Genomic DNA, 14,430 nt, shown 5'->3' on the forward strand with positions numbered 1-14,430 from the left:
GGTAGAAAAATGAAGATTAAATCAACAAAGAATACAGAACACTATATCTGGGGTGAAAACTGTGATGGCTGGCATCTTGCTAAATCGCAGAATCTGAGCATCATTCAGGAGAGAGTTCCTGCCGGGAGCAGTGAAATAAGACACCTGCACCAGAGGGCTGAGCAATTTTTCTTTGTTCTTTCGGGTACTGCCACGCTGGAGATTAAGGGTATAGAATACCAGCTGCATCCTGAGCAAGGCATTCATGTTCCGGCCAATACGCCTCACCAGCTTATCAACCGGGGAACAGAAGAACTAATATTTCTGGTAACTTCAACACCTCCCGCTAAAGGAGATAGAGTGGCCGTTCCCAATTAAGCCACTAACAACAAGCTCATGCTTTTATCTGGCGCTAGCGATTTGAATACAGGTTTTGTCGTTTCTTAAACTGCACCAGACGCATTACATTCTTCTTTTGATCCCGAATGTGCTTAACCAACGCTCTTTCTGCTGCCTTATAATCTTCAGCAATCAATGCTTCAAGAATATCTATGTGCTCCTGCGCCATTTCCGTTTTCACTTTTTCGCCCAGCGCAGCATAATCAAATAGTGCTGTGTAAAATGCGGCGTGGCGAGTGAAAAAATCCTGAATGTAAAGATTATCACAACGACTTATCCAATAGTTGTGGAGGTCATTATCCAGCTCGGCCAAGGCAGGATCATCGCTTGCGATATTGCCCTTGAGAAACATATGTAATTCATCCTGCATAAAATAGGGCCTTGCCAGTTCCATCGCTTTGACTTCAAGAATTTCTCGAATTTCCAGATAGTCGAGCATATCCTTTTCGCGGAAAGTTCTTACCTTCCAGCCGCAACGAGGCACATGTTCAATTAACCCTGCACCGGCCAGGCGAGAAAAAACCTGACGCATGATTGTACGGCCAGTGTTATATTTTTTGGCGGTCGCTTCTTCACGTAAATATTCTTCATGGTTTTGCAAACTTAGCTGCACAACATAATTGGTTACCTGCTCATCCAGATCCGAGTGAAGCTTAACCGGCTTTTGAAATTTCGCTACCTTCTCACCTTCAGCGTCCCCGCTTGGCTCAACCACTCTTTCCAGACGGCCATTAGGCTTTCTGATCAAAACGTCTTCTTCGATCAGTTCTTCAACAACTTGACGCACAGGTGTCAGAGAAACATTGTAATAATCAGCGATCGCACCAAGCGTGAGTTTGAAAGGCAAATTCTTATACGTTGTTAATTGGTGGGTTAAGTCTTCTTTTATTTTATCCGTGACTTTGGAGCTCATATCGACGATATCCTACTTTTTATTGTTCTGTTTCTCTGATTTTACCTTTCAACTCAGGCTGACCGCTTTTGTCACTTACAAGCGGGACGCCCCCCTTGTAACCAGCAATCGGCCTGAATAAACGGATTTCGCTTTTAGTATACCAAATAATAATTTCCCGTGGCGATCTTCCTGTTTTCCTGGTCAATGAGAACAGGACTTGCCAAGCGACAACCAATAGATATAATTGTACACAATAAACAAAAAAAGAGTCCCGGTTATGCTTGACCCAAGAAAACAGAGAGTTAACAAGCTTTGCGCAAAGCTGGCTGACTCAAGATTTGATGCGTTACTAATCAATCAGGTTGAGAATGTTCGCTATCTGAGCGGCTTTGAGAACAGTGATCCTAATGTCGCGTTTCTAATAATCACACAGAGCGACAAATATCTGATAACTGATTATCGTTACTCTCAGCAGGCAGAAAAGGAGTGTCCCGGTTTTGAAATAATAGAACGAGACCGCCAAAAAGTTTCATTAGGGCAGCAATTTGAACTAGTGTGCAAACAGCATAATATCAGAACCCTTGCTTTCGAAAGAAATGCAATGGGGTATGGAATGCTAAAAGACATTGCAGCAGCATTAAAAAATATCCAGCTGGAAGCTTTTGCTGGCTGGGTCGAGGCGCTGCGGATGATTAAGGATGAATTTGAAATTTCAGCCCTGAAAAGAGCAGCAGCTATCGCCGACAATACACTAGCCAAACTGGTTGAACAAATGCGCCCCGGAATGACTGAAAAAGATATTGCTCTGGAGCTGGAATACCAAATACAAAAGGCCGGTTCAGAAGGGTTTGCATTTGCCACAATAATGCTCGCAGGAGAGCGAACTTCACTTCCTCACGGCATGCCCTCAGAAAAAACACTGGATCCGGGAGACCTGGTGACCATTGACTTTGGTGCAGTAGTCGATGGTTATCGTTCGGATATGACACGCGCTTTTGTCGTGGGAGAACCATCGGCCAGACAGCTGCAAGTGTATAATACCGTTAAGTTAGCACAACAAGCCGGCATAGAAGCAGTAAAAGCGGGCATCAAAGGTAACATCCCCTACTTTGCAAGTGAAAGGGTCTTGTCCGCAAGTGAGTTTGCGCAGCATCAAGGTGAAGGCCTCGGTCATGGCGTTGGCCTTTTCCTTCATGAGCAACCATTTCTTGGACCTCAATGTGACATTCTGCTTGAGGAAAATATGGTAATAACTATCGAGCCGGGTATCTATATTCCAGGATGGGGAGGCATCAGAATTGAAGACGATGTGATAGTCACTGAGGACGGCTGCGAGATTATCACCAAAGCTCCACGAGATTTAATTCGTATAGGCTGATATTGGCCTATTCAAACTTTCCTTTGTCTTAAGTATTTTTTAAACGCGTTTAATAGTTGCACATAAAAATTAGAAGGGCCAGAATGGTAAATCGTCCAGATGACGTGTATTCACTAATGCTTCAAAGGAATGATTATGCTAAAGCAACTAACATCGAGTTTAATTCAGAAGGTTTCTTCGTCCAAACCTCAGGTAAAAGAACTCGACCAAAAGGCGTGGGATGAGCTTTATGACAAAGGAAAGTGGGACTACCTGGACAGTCTGTCAGAATTAGCGCATTACTCGGTTATTCTGGGGTATGCACAATACGTTATCAATCACCAGTCAGGTGCTCTGGGCTCAGCCGAGAACTTACCCGGTCACGCAGAAGCTTATGGGAAAATTCTTGATGTCGGTTGCGGTCAGGGGGTCTTACAGCAGAGGCTATCAGTGCTACCCTACCAATACTATTGCGGGATAGATATCGCTGGAAAGGCGATTGAAAAAGCTCAGAGTTTTGCCAATGAAAAAACCGAGTTTGTTGTTGCCGACGCTTCGAGTTTCAATAATGACACTTGTTATGATCTCATCATTTTTAATGAAAGCCTTTACTGTTTCAACGACTGCATCGCTATCATCAGGCACTATCAGAAAATGCTGAAAAAAGACGGATATATTGTGATTTCCATGCATGAACAACCGGTAAGTCAGGCTCACTGGAAAAGCATTGAACAAAATTATCAGCTGTTAGACTCAGTAACCCTGACCAACCGACAGGGTGTCAGCTGGCGCTGCGGGTTGTTATCGCTTAATGACTGAAGAGCTGAGTTCTAGTCAAAGTTCACATTAAGTAAACTCAGGATACTGCCAACGTCATCATGGTATAGCCGTAAGATTTTCCGTCCACACGAAAGCGGTCTTCTACTGTACACAGCTCTTTAAATCCTAGATTACGATAGAGTTTCAACGCAGGAAGATTAGTGCTGATTACATAAAGATCAAGCCATTCAAGAAAGTCGCAACTTCTGGCCCAGTCAATGGCAAACTCCATCAACGCCTTTCCTAATCCTTTACCTCTATGGTCGCGCTTAACTCCCATGCCAAGCAATACTCGATGTTCAGAGTTTGGCTCGCTGTAAGCTCTCAGATCCACATGACCAATAATTTCATCGTCATCTGATGTCGCTAACCAGAAACGCTTCCATTCTGGCTCGCCCGCTTTTTGTTGTATGCCAGAGCGAATGCCCGGCTTTCTGGAGTCAGAAAAGGGCTCACCAGCTTTTGCAAATGGGTGAAAAAAGAATGTTTCACCGACACCATTGTCCGCAAGATGATCATCCAGATAGATAAAAAAATCCTCAGTTCGGTAAAGAGTAAGTGGCTCCAGTATCATGCCAATTCATCCTTTGGTTTTATTGCAAATTACAGAGTGTTTACAGCACTATCGAGTTTAGGTTCCATAAACTATCGTAAATTTCAGCCTCGGTGCTAATGAAAACAAATTATCAATGCTACAATAACGGTTTGTTCTATAAGAAACCGACAACAATGAATTTAGCCAGGATACGCCTCAGAAAAAACGAAGACAAACGCATTAAGAGTGGCCACCTTTGGGTTTACTCCAATGAAATTGATACCAAAGCCACCCCACTCAAACCATTCTCCGCAGGAGAGCAGGTGATTATAGAGGCTGATACAGGGAAAGCTATGGGGGTCGGCTATATCAACCCGAACAACCTGCTTTGTGTACGAATTTTAAATCGTGATCACAAGGTGGCCATCGATCGCTCCTTCTTTGTTCACCGCTTTAATATAGCCAAATCTTTGCGAGAACGCGTTTTTAACAAGCCTTTCTATCGCGCGATTTATGGTGAAAGTGACGGTCTTCCCGGTTTGATCGTTGATCGTTTTGGTGACCACCTGGTAGTACAGATCACTACAGCAGGAATGGAGCAACAAAAATCAGCGATCATCGATGCCCTGACCAAAGTGTTCAAACCTGAGTCGATCTTGTTAAGAAACGACGCCAATTCCCGCAAGGCGGAAAACCTGGAAAGCGGGGTCGAGCAAGCATCGGGAACAACTCCGCAAACATTACAAATCGAAGAAAATGATACCCAGTTTTTAATCCACCCGCATACGGGTCAAAAGACTGGCTGGTTCTACGACCACAGGGTTAGTCGCAAACAGATAGCCCAATATGTCCAGGGAAAAAGAGTACTGGATGTGTTTAGTTATATTGGTGCATTTGGTATTCAAATGGCGAACGCTGGCGCGGAAGATGTCTGGTGTATCGATATTTCCGCCAAGGCACTGGACGAGCTGGAACAAAATGCAGAACTCAATAAAGTCTCTGATAAAGTCGCCTGTGTTGAAGGCGATGCCTTTAACGCGATGAAAGAACTGAAACAAGCCGGCGAAAAATTCGACGTGGTAATTGTCGATCCACCAGCTTTTATCAAGAAGAAAAAAGATCACAAGCAAGGACTTAACGCTTATCGCAAAGTTAACGAAGCTGCGATGCGTCTGCTCAACAAAGACGGCATTCTGCTATCGGCCTCTTGCTCAATGCACTTAAAAGAAACAGAGCTTGAAGATGCGCTCCGCGGCGGCAGCCGTCATCTGGACAAGACACTGCAAATTATTGAACAGTGCCATCAGGGACAGGACCACCCAATCCACCCGGCAATTCCGGAAACTCGCTATATTAAAGGCTTTATCAGCCGGGTTCTATCTGCGTAAAGTTTGATAAAATTGTTGAACCCTATGACACCGGAAGAGCAACGAAGACTTAACTACGTCCAGACGAAAATCTTGTGGGGGCTTGTCGGCCTGCTGGCCGCCATATTGCTGTTGACCGGTGTCATTATCATCGCGATAGAAGCTCCGCAAACCTATCCGCAGGATCAGCATTTTGTCATTATTCCTTTGCTGGTTTTCTGGATTTATCTACTGCGCCACTACCCGCGACAACTTTGGCATTTAAAAAATGATTTAAAGAATAAGAATGTTGAGCAAGTCCGCGGGATCGGTATACTCCACAATAAACCAGGCTTTCGTATTCTTTTCTCGCCTCCGCAACAAGTCAGTGTCAGTGGAATCACAATGGACCTACAGGGTTTTCCTGTGGAAAAGCTTTTAATTGGTCAAAGAATAAAGGTCCGCTATTTGCCCCAATCCCTTACCCTTTTGTCAGCCAAAGTAGATGAACTTGCCGTAAGCGACGCTGATACTCACGACCAATCATCACACTCTCCACCCATGGAGCTGAGCGAACTTGAAGTTTCAATTATTCAACTGATGGCGGAAGGTCTGTCGGACAAGTTGATCGCTCGCCAGTTAAACCTTGAACCTGCCACCGTTAGAACCTACAACTCAACAATTTACCGCAAACTCGCGGTAAAGAATCGAAAGCAGGCCAGCGAAAAAGCTCGGCAATTAGGCCTGGTCGATGTCAATTGACATCAACTAACATATTAGAAACAGTCACTTAGCAAAAACTCGGTTAAGCTCAAGCAATCAAACTAATCGAGGAAATCAAACATGCTAAATCAACGACTGGAAAGCCCCTGGAACTTCTCGCAAGGGCTGCTGGTGTTAGTCACCTTTATCGTTTTGTACATCGCGTTAACCGCAGCCCACATGCTGTGGGTTAAGTCGACAGTAGGATTTGAAGTCTATTTAAAGTCGGACACCGATTTTTATACCAAGGTGTTAATGTCCGGGCAAATTTTTAAAGGGCTAGCCATTTTAGCCGCCATCTGGTTTATGGCACTTAAACGACACCGGCTCAACTGGACTTCACTGGGATTTGTTTCTACCACAAAAAAGTGGCTTGCTATTGCCCTGTTAGTTGCTTGCCTTGGTTTTGTTCTCCGCCTTTTACTAATGAAATGGTTGGCAGTGGAGATTCCCGGCTGGACCAGGTTTATGCAGCCCCCGCTAAAAGACCTATCCTTAAGTGGCATTACGCTCGCGCTGTTTCTATTACTTACTGTCATACTTACCCCGATAGTGGAAGAAATCTTTTTCCGCGGATTTTTGTTTCGCTGGATGGCAAATCGTCGCCCGGTTTGGCTAGCTGCAGTAATCAGCTCAGCAATGTTTGGCGCCTCGCATATTGTGCCACCGCAAGCAATTTCAGCCGCATTAATGTCCTTCCTGATTATTTATCTTTACGTTAAAAGTGGCTCCATATGGCCCGCCATTTTCTGCCATATTGTCAATAATGCCATTTCTTTTTGTGGAAACCTGCTGGCCAGTGCAGATATGCTACCGAGCTTTCTGTCACCTCCGGTAACAATCTAGACCTCGATCTGTTTCTTTGTTTTGTTAGTATTCCAGTCTGTTTTATTATCTAAAATACTGACAACAAAAATACTGTAAGAAAAATACCAAACAAAGAATTACTAAAGAGAGTAACGCTGATGAAAACGATTGCTGCTATTTTGCTCATGTTGTTTGCCCAGTCGCTGTGGGCTAAAGAAGAAGTAAGTACGTTCCATCGTATTCTGGTTTTTAACGAAAAGAATGAGTTGATGCTGGTAAAAATAAAGGATAAGGATTTCTGGGTCACTCCAGGCTGGTATCAAAATAGTACGCAGAGTATTGCGCAAGGTTTTGGACTGTTCGAAGAGGAATATAGCCTGGAGATTACCGAACCCAGACTAGCCGGAATTTTTATGCTTAAAAATGAAAAGGATGCTATTTTTTCTATCCGCAATTTTTATATTGCCCACGCGACTCCGCAAAGACTTTCTCTACCTGAAATGATTGAACAGGTAGAGTGGTTGCCGATAGAAAAAGCCCTCGAAAAAATCACCTTCCCACATATCAAACTGTTAGTAGAGCAAGTTCACTTAAAACCGGAACAACTGTTAAGTGGCACCGTAAAGCGATTTAAAGAAGGAGATATCTATCGCGCAGTTGTAACCGAAGATTTTTTCCAGTTACGTTAATCCAACAACTCAATTCAGGAGGAAGACTCTGCACCATGACTCACCTGCTCCCTGCATCACCGGAATATAAGGAGATTTGTCTTCTGCTGGATAGCGCAGATGACTCATACTGGCGCCCGGCGGTTGAATATATTTGTCGCAAGTATGATTTAAGCGATAGCAATGCAAGTCGTATTCATGAAGGGGGAAATCTGCTATACCAAATTGATGACAACCTCATCCTTAAAATAGTACCTCCCAACTGGCGCTATCAAGGCGAATCAGAGATTGTTGCCAATGACTTACTGAAGGGTAAGTTGTCGGTAACAATTCCCGAACTAATTCATTATGGTGAGCTTGATAACTGGCTATATCTGATCATGCGGCGGCTCGACGGCATTTCTCTTGCGCAGGTGTGGGCTAAGCTGGGGATTGCCAACAAGCGTTCCATAATTGAACACCTGGGCCAGTTAATGAAAGAGATCCACCAGCTTGCTGTCGACAAGAATGGTATGCACGGCAACGCCAAACAAATAGCACCAAACTGGAAAGATTATTATCAGCAACTAAAAAATGACTGTGTCCCTCGCCATCAGAGAAAAAATGTCGCACCGGATCTGGTGGAGCAAATTGACTCTTACTTCAAGGCAAGTAAAACTGACGATGACTCAATATTGGATGATTTGGCAGAGGAAGCTCCTCCTATCTTTATTCATATGGATTTACATCCATGGAACCTGATGGTGAAAGAGATAGATGGTGAATACAAAGTCACCGGCATACTCGACTTTGGTGATGCTGTAATTGGAAAAAGTCGGCTACTGGAGCTAGCGACACCGCTGTTGTTTATGTGCCAGGGAAATGCTGAGCTATGTAGGCTTCTGATTGAATCCTACGGGTTACTCGAACAATGTCCAGCCGAAGAGTTACAAGGCCGTCTTATGGCCGTATCTTTGCTTCGTCCGGCCTGTGATTTTAATTTTGTGCTCGCTCAGGTTCCAGAGACAGCTCCGCGAACTAGCTGGCAAGCAATAGCCAGACAACTTTTTCCTTTTTCCGATTCTTGATTCTTGGTTCTTGGTTCTTGGTTCTTGGTTCTTGGTTCTTGGTTCTTGGTTCTTGGTTCTTGGTTCACAACCAATCGCTTTCACAAAGCAAAGACTGCCCCCAGCTTAATGATGAGAATCAGGGCCTAACGGCCCTTTTCCATTTCTTCACTTTCTTTTAATTTAAACCGGTTATACCCCTGATACATCAATACTAAAGCGAATATCCCATAGATTACCGCAGGATAAATATCGGGTTCACTCCCGCGATGATAGTCAATAAAAAATAGCACCGATGCCAGCATCATCATTGCGCTCATAACCAGCTCTTTCACAGCATATCTCCTTTGAACATTGCTCAATAGTCAAAGAAACGAAGCAAAAGGCGAATTATTCCAGCAAGTAATCAGCCTAAATTGAACGCATAAATTAAAGCTTACGCCCCAGCCGCTTTTCAACCTGACGTTTTTCCCATTCGGGGCTAAATATTTTCAAAACGGGAAAGGTAAATGCAGCGTGCATTACCAGCCCTACCAGCCAGGATCCCAACACATAGAAGAACCATAGCCTATTCGGAGTGACCCAGAGGTTTAGCATAACAAGTCCGGACATAACTACGATAAAGGCAATCAGGTGCATATAGAACCCCTTCACGTTTTCAACATATTTAATAGCTTGCTCTTCTTCATAGCTAATCCACTGGCGCTGCCCGGCCACCTGTTGCTGATTATTCTGCGAATTATCGATACTTGTCTCATTTGAGGATAGATCAGACGTCATTGTTTGCTCCTGTTGTAGTTGAGTAACATCAAGTTCAAACACAGATGCCAAAGCTTTCAGGCTTTCCATACTGGCCGGCTGTCCTTTCTCCAAACGCTGAATTGTACGTACGCTTAAGCCTGACATTTCAGCCAATTGCTCTTGTGACCAGCACTTTTGAAGTCGGAATTTTTTCACCCACATAGAATCTACCTTTAGCAATTTGCAGTTAGTGTTTGTGGAACCAATTGTGATGGTTCAACGGCAGCCAATCCACGACACTAACCTGACAATAGCCTGACAAATCTTAAAAATCAAAGAGTTAGTACGCTTTTTTGTTTGCTGGAAGTGAAAAAGAGGGACTTATTGTTGACTAGAAATTCCCCCTCTTTTGCTAAAAAACCAAGAAGGGGAGGAACCAAGCAAGCGTGAGTGACTCAAGTATTGAGATTAGTTTAACTCAACATCTGGATGGTCTTTTAAACCATAAGCCTCTTCAAGAATTTTCTTGTAAAAAGCCAGCGGCGGCATTCCCATCGCTTTTCGTCTTTTGTCGACATTGGCTTCATCTTCAATCGGAAGAAAGACCATTTCGCCATTCTCTTCATTCGCCTGAGTCCCGTAGATCTGCTTTTCTCCATGACGAATTCGAACTCTGTCGGTCAGCAGAGCAAAAGCTTCGCCATTGATACCTTCATCGTTATTAAACGCTTTTTCAATATGAGGTAGCATTTCCTTTTGAAAGCTCTTGTCGGAAGCATGTTGAACCATGATAAAGGCAGCGTTAACCCCCTCTGCATCAACCAGTTTGCTTGTTGGCCATCCAAACTCTTTAATAATTTGTTTGATACGAATCAGGTTTTTACTATCGATCTGACTCATTTCCGTGCCCAGACGTTTTTCATCCTCAGGCGTTTTTGCCTTGATATGCTGGTCTCGAATTTGCTGATCGACCTTAAGCATGGCTAAGAGTTCAGCTTTTAAGTCTTCGTTTTCAGCGGCCCAGGTGCCGAAACTGAAAAAAATTAAAAATAATCCTGTAATAAATTTCATTTTATTTTCCCTTAGTAAGTTTTACAGATGTCACGAATTCGTATTCACAGATAACCAAAGAGCTTGCCATCTTTCGACTTTGTCGCGGGCATTTAGTTGCTTTGGAGAAACAGTTTCAGCAGGCTTTAATTTGGTACGTTCATCGAGTAGCTGTGAGTTTAACGAACCAATAATCATATGGTTTACTTTAAAAGTAGCGGCGATAACATCCTGGCAATTAGGACAGGCTAAAAAACACGCTTGATTCGAGCCCTGACGCAGCTCTTGCAGCGGATTGCTACTCTTCAAATAAAGCTTACCATCGGGATGCGAAATATATTCAATATGACGGCTGGTGCAAAAATCACAGTCACAGGCTCTGGGAGAAAAGTTTTCTATCGGTTGAGGAAGAGAGACATTGAGGGTAACTGAATGACAGGCGCAGTGACCTGTGTACTCATGATTCAATTCACGACTGATACTAGTCTGAGCTGCTTTCTTTCCCGAGTTATTCAAACTATCGCTCCATGCAAAACCATGGCATCAAGTTTAAATTTAACAGCGCCACCAGGCAATAATATTCAGTTTCTTTTTAAACCAGTCATCGTGAGCTTGTGGATGTATGCCAAAGTCAGCCGATATCAATAGTTTTCGCCAGTCGGAATGAGCAAGATCTATCCCTTCTTTTAGCTTGGAAAGGCAGCCATCACTTTGTTTAATAATAGCGAATCGAATTCGATCCAGCTGCTCAGGACTGCTGTTACCACAAAAAGGAATGGTTCTTCCGGCATTTTTTTCGATATAGCTTTGCGCATCAAAATAATCTTCCTCTGAGAAACATTTCTCCAGAATGATTTTTTGGCGAGTGCTGAGTTCTAGCATGCTTTATCGTCTTTTTGGTAGCTTGGTTGGGATGACTGGCCATTCAATGGCTAGGGAGCTTCGGTTAGCATCTCATTTAAAATCGGATTTGAGATATGGCAGTCACTAGTTGCAACTAAATTCTAATAGAGGGGAGGTAAGCAGGATATACCTCACAAGTGGTAGGCCCAACAGGTCGAGGAGATTTTAAGTCTCCGGTTCGTCGACTCCGGTAGATTAAATGCTTGCTAACTGAATCATTAGAAATCAATACCAGTAGAGCTTATGGCATTTGATTAATTCTCTTTGTTCTATCTTGCAAGTTGACAGTAAAGAAATATGAGTCTCCAGCAACAAAATTTCGTCTATATGCAACCATAATTTTTTTAAATTTCCGTTTAAACATGTTCCTTGATTCCGCAAGCTGCATCAAGGCTACGTTGCTGCTATTATTTATGACACTAATTATATACAAAAACGTAGCAAAACAAATCGCGGTGACAAATTATCAAGTACTTGAATTGACCTCTTTAGCAATGACAAAGCCATAAAAGCCAATTGCTGATGTAATTTCCCAAACTCGTAACCCCATAGATTTCAACTCGTCGATATAGCTAGCGATATCTGACTGCCAAAATTTTACTCCATACATGCGGCTCCACTCCGACAGTTCCTTTTCTAAAGAAATGATAAATCTATTTAAAGAAACCTCCTCGATATCATTGATAATCGCTCCCTGAGTATTAATGAAATGATAGAGTGCCACATCATTAAAAATAATTTGGCTATCGTCAGTTTCCTCTCCAGGATAATCATAGACCAAATTAAGTTCGATTTTTTCTCCCCTATTTGAGACTTTGTAGCTTTCCATATGATAGTCGTGAAATTTCATATTTTCCTTACGGTTTTTATATGCAGTGAATTTCATAAATAACGGTACTATAGTGCCTGTAATATGAGAATGTAAAGGAGCATCCCTACCCCTTAACACAAACCACCTGCTTCAATGTATGCACAACTTCAACCAGATCCTTCTGCGCTTCCATCACCTTATCGATATCCTTATAGGCCATTGGAATCTCATCAATCACTGACGAATCCTTACGACACTCAACGCCTTCCGTTGCTTTGATCTGGTCTTCTACATTAAACAGTTTTTTCGCTTTGGTTCTCGACATAACGCGTCCTGCACCGTGCGAGCAGCTATGAAAACTATCTTCATTTCCTAGTCCTCTCACAATGTAAGATCTGGCGCCCATTGATCCTGGAATAATTCCAAGCTCGTCCTTTTTCGCGCTTACCGCACCTTTACGTGTTACAAAGCAATCCTTTCCGAAATGATGCTCACGTGAAATATAATTATGATGACAGTTAACCGCCAACTCATCACACTCGAAAGGAATTCCCATTTCATCTCTCAGCGCTTTAATCGCATTGGTCATCATAATCTCACGATTGATTCTTGCGAAATCCTGCGCCCACTCAACTGCCTCGACGTAATCATCAAAGTGCTCACTTCCTTCCTTTAAGTAAGCCAGATCCTTATCCGGCAAATGAACATCGTTCCTTTCCATATCTTTTTTTGCCAGCTCGATAAAGTAGGTTCCGATCCGGTTTCCGACACCACGACTTCCCGAATGCAACATAATCCAGACTGCGTTAAATTCATCCAGACACAACTCCAAAAAGTGATTCCCTGTGCCCATGGTTCCCAGGTGAACAATATGGTTACTTTTTTCGATTGCCGGATGCTTTTCACAGATCGCTTTAAAACGCTTAGCCAGTTTTTGCCACTCATCGGAAACCAGCGTTGGAATATCATGCCAGGCACCTTTATCACGAACCTTACGCCCTCTTTTTCCCGCAGTTCTACCATGCGGAATCGCTTTTTCAAAAGCGGCGCGGATGGCAAATAAATTATCCGGCAATTGCTCGGCTTTTAAACTGGTTTTCACAGCCACCATTCCACAACCGATATCCACACCCACGGCTGCAGGGATCACCGCATCAACCGATGGGATCACCGAACCGATAGTGGCGCCTTTTCCCATATGCACATCCGGCATTACCGCAATATGCGAATGGATAAAGTCCATTTGTGAAATATTTTTTAACTGTTCCTGCGCCTCTTTTTCAAAAGGCACATCATTCACCCAGGCTTTAATGGGCTTTCTGTTTTCTTCTTTAAATAATTGGTAATTCATTTTAATAATCCTCAAAGAGCCTCTGCAGAATATTGGGCAATATGCTTTCGCCTCCACTACTCTACAGCTGCCCCCGCTTTTAATTTTTAATGCTTTCTAGCCATCGCAGGAAAAATTCATTGATCGGATGAATACCAGAAACTTTTTTCTCCAGCTTTTTCACCCTGCTATCAACGTCAGCAAGCTCCTGCTCAATGAACTCATTGAGCACCGCTACTTTAGGTTGTAGCTGGCTTTCCTTAGCCTCAATTTTTTTCGCCAACAGCTCTTCAATCACCGCTTTCACCTCGGCTTCGACACACATGCTATCCAGCAGTTCTCTGAAACGCATTGGCACTTGCGTTTGTCTCTGTTCTATCCAGCGCATCGCCAGCAGAGGTCTAAGCACGTAGAAGTACTTCTTGGTTTTGACCATATCCTGCTTTAAGTGCTCGCGATAGTTACCGCTTGCCATATGCTGGTAATGATAAAAACTCGCCCTTGGACATAGATATTCGTCAGCCAGTTGCGACAACTGTCGCCTGAACCCTTCCGCTGCACTGTAGACAATAGGTGAAGCTATCCACTCGAGTAATGTAGGGTTGGATTTTCGCAGCAGTTTTAAAGCCTTCTGCAGTTCCCAACCGTTAATATCCAGATCATCGACTATCGGTAATTCGATAACGTCGCGTTGATGTTCCTTATCCACCCTTAAATACCACTCAGATTGGTGAATATAGATAAACCTGACATCGTAATCACTATCGGGTGATGCAAAATCCCAGGCTCTGCTGCCTGACTCACAAGCATAGAGCACCTTGACCTGGTATTCCTCTTCTATCTGCACAAGCTTTTGAGCGATTTCTTTTTCGATAGCTGTATCAATCGCTGGTTCGATAGTTTCCTCTACTATACTTGTTTTCATTTTAATTTCCCTTAATACAAATTTGTTTGTCTGCAGGATGGGTTAGACTTTTGCCCA

Annotated in this window: 18 protein-coding genes; 8 read left to right on the forward strand and 10 right to left on the reverse strand. The window is 43.3% G+C overall.

The window, feature by feature from the left end:
* Positions 1 to 9 precede the first annotated feature (9 nt).
* Positions 10 to 357, forward strand: coding sequence for a cupin domain-containing protein (locus IYN84_RS09375; protein WP_196138942.1), 348 nt, complete (start codon positions 10 to 12; stop codon positions 355 to 357).
* A 34-nt stretch (positions 358 to 391) separates the two neighbouring features.
* On the opposite strand, the gene IYN84_RS09380 is transcribed toward IYN84_RS09375, so the two are convergent.
* Positions 392 to 1,291, reverse strand: coding sequence for a GntR family transcriptional regulator (locus IYN84_RS09380; RefSeq protein ID WP_196138943.1), 900 nt, complete (start codon positions 1,289 to 1,291; stop codon positions 392 to 394).
* A 259-nt stretch (positions 1,292 to 1,550) separates the two neighbouring features.
* On the opposite strand from IYN84_RS09380, the gene IYN84_RS09385 reads away from it, so the two are divergent.
* Both IYN84_RS09385 and IYN84_RS09390 read left to right on the forward strand, forming a co-directional pair.
* Positions 1,551 to 2,651, forward strand: coding sequence for a Xaa-Pro peptidase family protein (locus IYN84_RS09385; protein WP_196138944.1), 1,101 nt, complete (start codon positions 1,551 to 1,553; stop codon positions 2,649 to 2,651).
* A 135-nt stretch (positions 2,652 to 2,786) separates the two neighbouring features.
* The gene (locus IYN84_RS09390) at positions 2,787 to 3,449 is read left to right on the forward strand and encodes a bifunctional 2-polyprenyl-6-hydroxyphenol methylase/3-demethylubiquinol 3-O-methyltransferase UbiG (protein ID WP_196138945.1); all 663 of its coding nucleotides are present in this window, start codon (positions 2,787 to 2,789) and stop codon (positions 3,447 to 3,449) included.
* A 37-nt stretch (positions 3,450 to 3,486) separates the two neighbouring features.
* Here the strand turns inward: IYN84_RS09390 and IYN84_RS09395 are convergent, their stop codons facing one another.
* The gene (locus IYN84_RS09395) at positions 3,487 to 4,023 is read right to left on the reverse strand and encodes a GNAT family N-acetyltransferase (RefSeq protein WP_196138946.1); all 537 of its coding nucleotides are present in this window, start codon (positions 4,021 to 4,023) and stop codon (positions 3,487 to 3,489) included.
* A gap of 155 nt (positions 4,024 to 4,178) precedes the next feature.
* Here IYN84_RS09395 and IYN84_RS09400 point away from each other — a divergent pair, with 155 nt between their 5' ends.
* From IYN84_RS09400 to IYN84_RS09420, 5 genes are all read left to right on the forward strand, one after another.
* A complete protein-coding gene (locus IYN84_RS09400) occupies positions 4,179 to 5,372 on the forward strand; it encodes a class I SAM-dependent rRNA methyltransferase (protein WP_196138947.1) in 1,194 nt (397 codons plus the stop codon).
* A gap of 24 nt (positions 5,373 to 5,396) precedes the next feature.
* Positions 5,397 to 6,092, forward strand: coding sequence for a response regulator transcription factor (locus IYN84_RS09405; RefSeq protein WP_246722822.1), 696 nt, complete (start codon positions 5,397 to 5,399; stop codon positions 6,090 to 6,092).
* 81 nt (positions 6,093 to 6,173) lie between these two features.
* Positions 6,174 to 6,938 carry a CPBP family intramembrane glutamic endopeptidase gene (locus IYN84_RS09410; protein WP_196138949.1) on the forward strand — a complete coding sequence of 255 codons (765 nt, stop codon included), beginning with the start codon at positions 6,174 to 6,176 and terminating at the stop codon, positions 6,936 to 6,938.
* A 119-nt stretch (positions 6,939 to 7,057) separates the two neighbouring features.
* Positions 7,058 to 7,588, forward strand: coding sequence for an NUDIX hydrolase (locus IYN84_RS09415; protein WP_196138950.1), 531 nt, complete (start codon positions 7,058 to 7,060; stop codon positions 7,586 to 7,588).
* A gap of 35 nt (positions 7,589 to 7,623) precedes the next feature.
* Positions 7,624 to 8,634, forward strand: coding sequence for a phosphotransferase family protein (locus IYN84_RS09420; protein WP_196138951.1), 1,011 nt, complete (start codon positions 7,624 to 7,626; stop codon positions 8,632 to 8,634).
* A 125-nt stretch (positions 8,635 to 8,759) separates the two neighbouring features.
* Here the strand turns inward: IYN84_RS09420 and IYN84_RS09425 are convergent, their stop codons facing one another.
* The 8 genes from IYN84_RS09425 to IYN84_RS09460 all read right to left on the reverse strand — a co-directional run bounded on the left by IYN84_RS09425 (position 8,760) and on the right by IYN84_RS09460 (position 14,373).
* Positions 8,760 to 8,948 (reverse strand): hypothetical protein, encoded by a 189-nt coding sequence (locus IYN84_RS09425; protein WP_196138952.1) that lies wholly within the window; start codon positions 8,946 to 8,948, stop codon positions 8,760 to 8,762.
* 94 nt (positions 8,949 to 9,042) lie between these two features.
* Positions 9,043 to 9,576 carry a helix-turn-helix domain-containing protein gene (locus IYN84_RS09430; protein WP_196138953.1) on the reverse strand — a complete coding sequence of 178 codons (534 nt, stop codon included), beginning with the start codon at positions 9,574 to 9,576 and terminating at the stop codon, positions 9,043 to 9,045.
* A 246-nt stretch (positions 9,577 to 9,822) separates the two neighbouring features.
* Entirely contained in the window at positions 9,823 to 10,425 is a 603-nt protein-coding gene (locus IYN84_RS09435; RefSeq protein WP_196138954.1) for a DUF6624 domain-containing protein, read from the reverse strand.
* A 30-nt stretch (positions 10,426 to 10,455) separates the two neighbouring features.
* Positions 10,456 to 10,920, reverse strand: coding sequence for an aldehyde-activating protein (locus IYN84_RS09440; protein ID WP_196138955.1), 465 nt, complete (start codon positions 10,918 to 10,920; stop codon positions 10,456 to 10,458).
* Between the two features lie 39 nt (positions 10,921 to 10,959).
* Positions 10,960 to 11,286 carry a hypothetical protein gene (locus IYN84_RS09445; RefSeq protein WP_196138956.1) on the reverse strand — a complete coding sequence of 109 codons (327 nt, stop codon included), beginning with the start codon at positions 11,284 to 11,286 and terminating at the stop codon, positions 10,960 to 10,962.
* Between the two features lie 487 nt (positions 11,287 to 11,773).
* Positions 11,774 to 12,157, reverse strand: coding sequence for a hypothetical protein (locus tag IYN84_RS09450; RefSeq protein ID WP_196138957.1), 384 nt, complete (start codon positions 12,155 to 12,157; stop codon positions 11,774 to 11,776).
* Between the two features lie 85 nt (positions 12,158 to 12,242).
* A complete protein-coding gene (locus IYN84_RS09455) occupies positions 12,243 to 13,469 on the reverse strand; it encodes an RtcB family protein (RefSeq protein WP_196138958.1) in 1,227 nt (408 codons plus the stop codon).
* Positions 13,470 to 13,548: 79 nt separating this feature from the next.
* Positions 13,549 to 14,373, reverse strand: coding sequence for a nucleotidyltransferase domain-containing protein (locus IYN84_RS09460; RefSeq protein WP_196138959.1), 825 nt, complete (start codon positions 14,371 to 14,373; stop codon positions 13,549 to 13,551).
* Positions 14,374 to 14,430: the final 57 nt, after the last annotated feature.

Origin of the sequence: Aliikangiella sp. G2MR2-5 (genome assembly GCF_015687155.1) — a bacterium.
Lineage (GTDB): Bacteria > Pseudomonadota > Gammaproteobacteria > Enterobacterales > Kangiellaceae > Aliikangiella.

Bases quoted from the DNA above. Each gene is read 5' to 3' on its own strand.
- IYN84_RS09375 (WP_196138942.1), top strand. From the start codon at position 10: ATGAAGATTAAATCAACAAAGAATACAGAACACTATATCTGGGGTGAA.
- IYN84_RS09380 (WP_196138943.1), bottom strand. From the start codon at position 1,291: ATGAGCTCCAAAGTCACGGATAAAATAAAAGAAGACTTAACCCACCAA.
- IYN84_RS09385 (WP_196138944.1), top strand. From the start codon at position 1,551: ATGCTTGACCCAAGAAAACAGAGAGTTAACAAGCTTTGCGCAAAGCTG.
- IYN84_RS09390 (WP_196138945.1), top strand. From the start codon at position 2,787: ATGCTAAAGCAACTAACATCGAGTTTAATTCAGAAGGTTTCTTCGTCC.
- IYN84_RS09395 (WP_196138946.1), bottom strand. From the start codon at position 4,023: ATGATACTGGAGCCACTTACTCTTTACCGAACTGAGGATTTTTTTATC.
- IYN84_RS09400 (WP_196138947.1), top strand. From the start codon at position 4,179: ATGAATTTAGCCAGGATACGCCTCAGAAAAAACGAAGACAAACGCATT.
- IYN84_RS09405 (WP_246722822.1), top strand. From the start codon at position 5,397: ATGACACCGGAAGAGCAACGAAGACTTAACTACGTCCAGACGAAAATC.
- IYN84_RS09410 (WP_196138949.1), top strand. From the start codon at position 6,174: ATGCTAAATCAACGACTGGAAAGCCCCTGGAACTTCTCGCAAGGGCTG.
- IYN84_RS09415 (WP_196138950.1), top strand. From the start codon at position 7,058: ATGAAAACGATTGCTGCTATTTTGCTCATGTTGTTTGCCCAGTCGCTG.
- IYN84_RS09420 (WP_196138951.1), top strand. From the start codon at position 7,624: ATGACTCACCTGCTCCCTGCATCACCGGAATATAAGGAGATTTGTCTT.
- IYN84_RS09430 (WP_196138953.1), bottom strand. From the start codon at position 9,576: ATGTGGGTGAAAAAATTCCGACTTCAAAAGTGCTGGTCACAAGAGCAA.
- IYN84_RS09435 (WP_196138954.1), bottom strand. From the start codon at position 10,425: ATGAAATTTATTACAGGATTATTTTTAATTTTTTTCAGTTTCGGCACC.
- IYN84_RS09445 (WP_196138956.1), bottom strand. From the start codon at position 11,286: ATGCTAGAACTCAGCACTCGCCAAAAAATCATTCTGGAGAAATGTTTC.
- IYN84_RS09450 (WP_196138957.1), bottom strand. From the start codon at position 12,157: ATGAAATTTCACGACTATCATATGGAAAGCTACAAAGTCTCAAATAGG.
- IYN84_RS09455 (WP_196138958.1), bottom strand. From the start codon at position 13,469: ATGAATTACCAATTATTTAAAGAAGAAAACAGAAAGCCCATTAAAGCC.
- IYN84_RS09460 (WP_196138959.1), bottom strand. From the start codon at position 14,373: ATGAAAACAAGTATAGTAGAGGAAACTATCGAACCAGCGATTGATACA.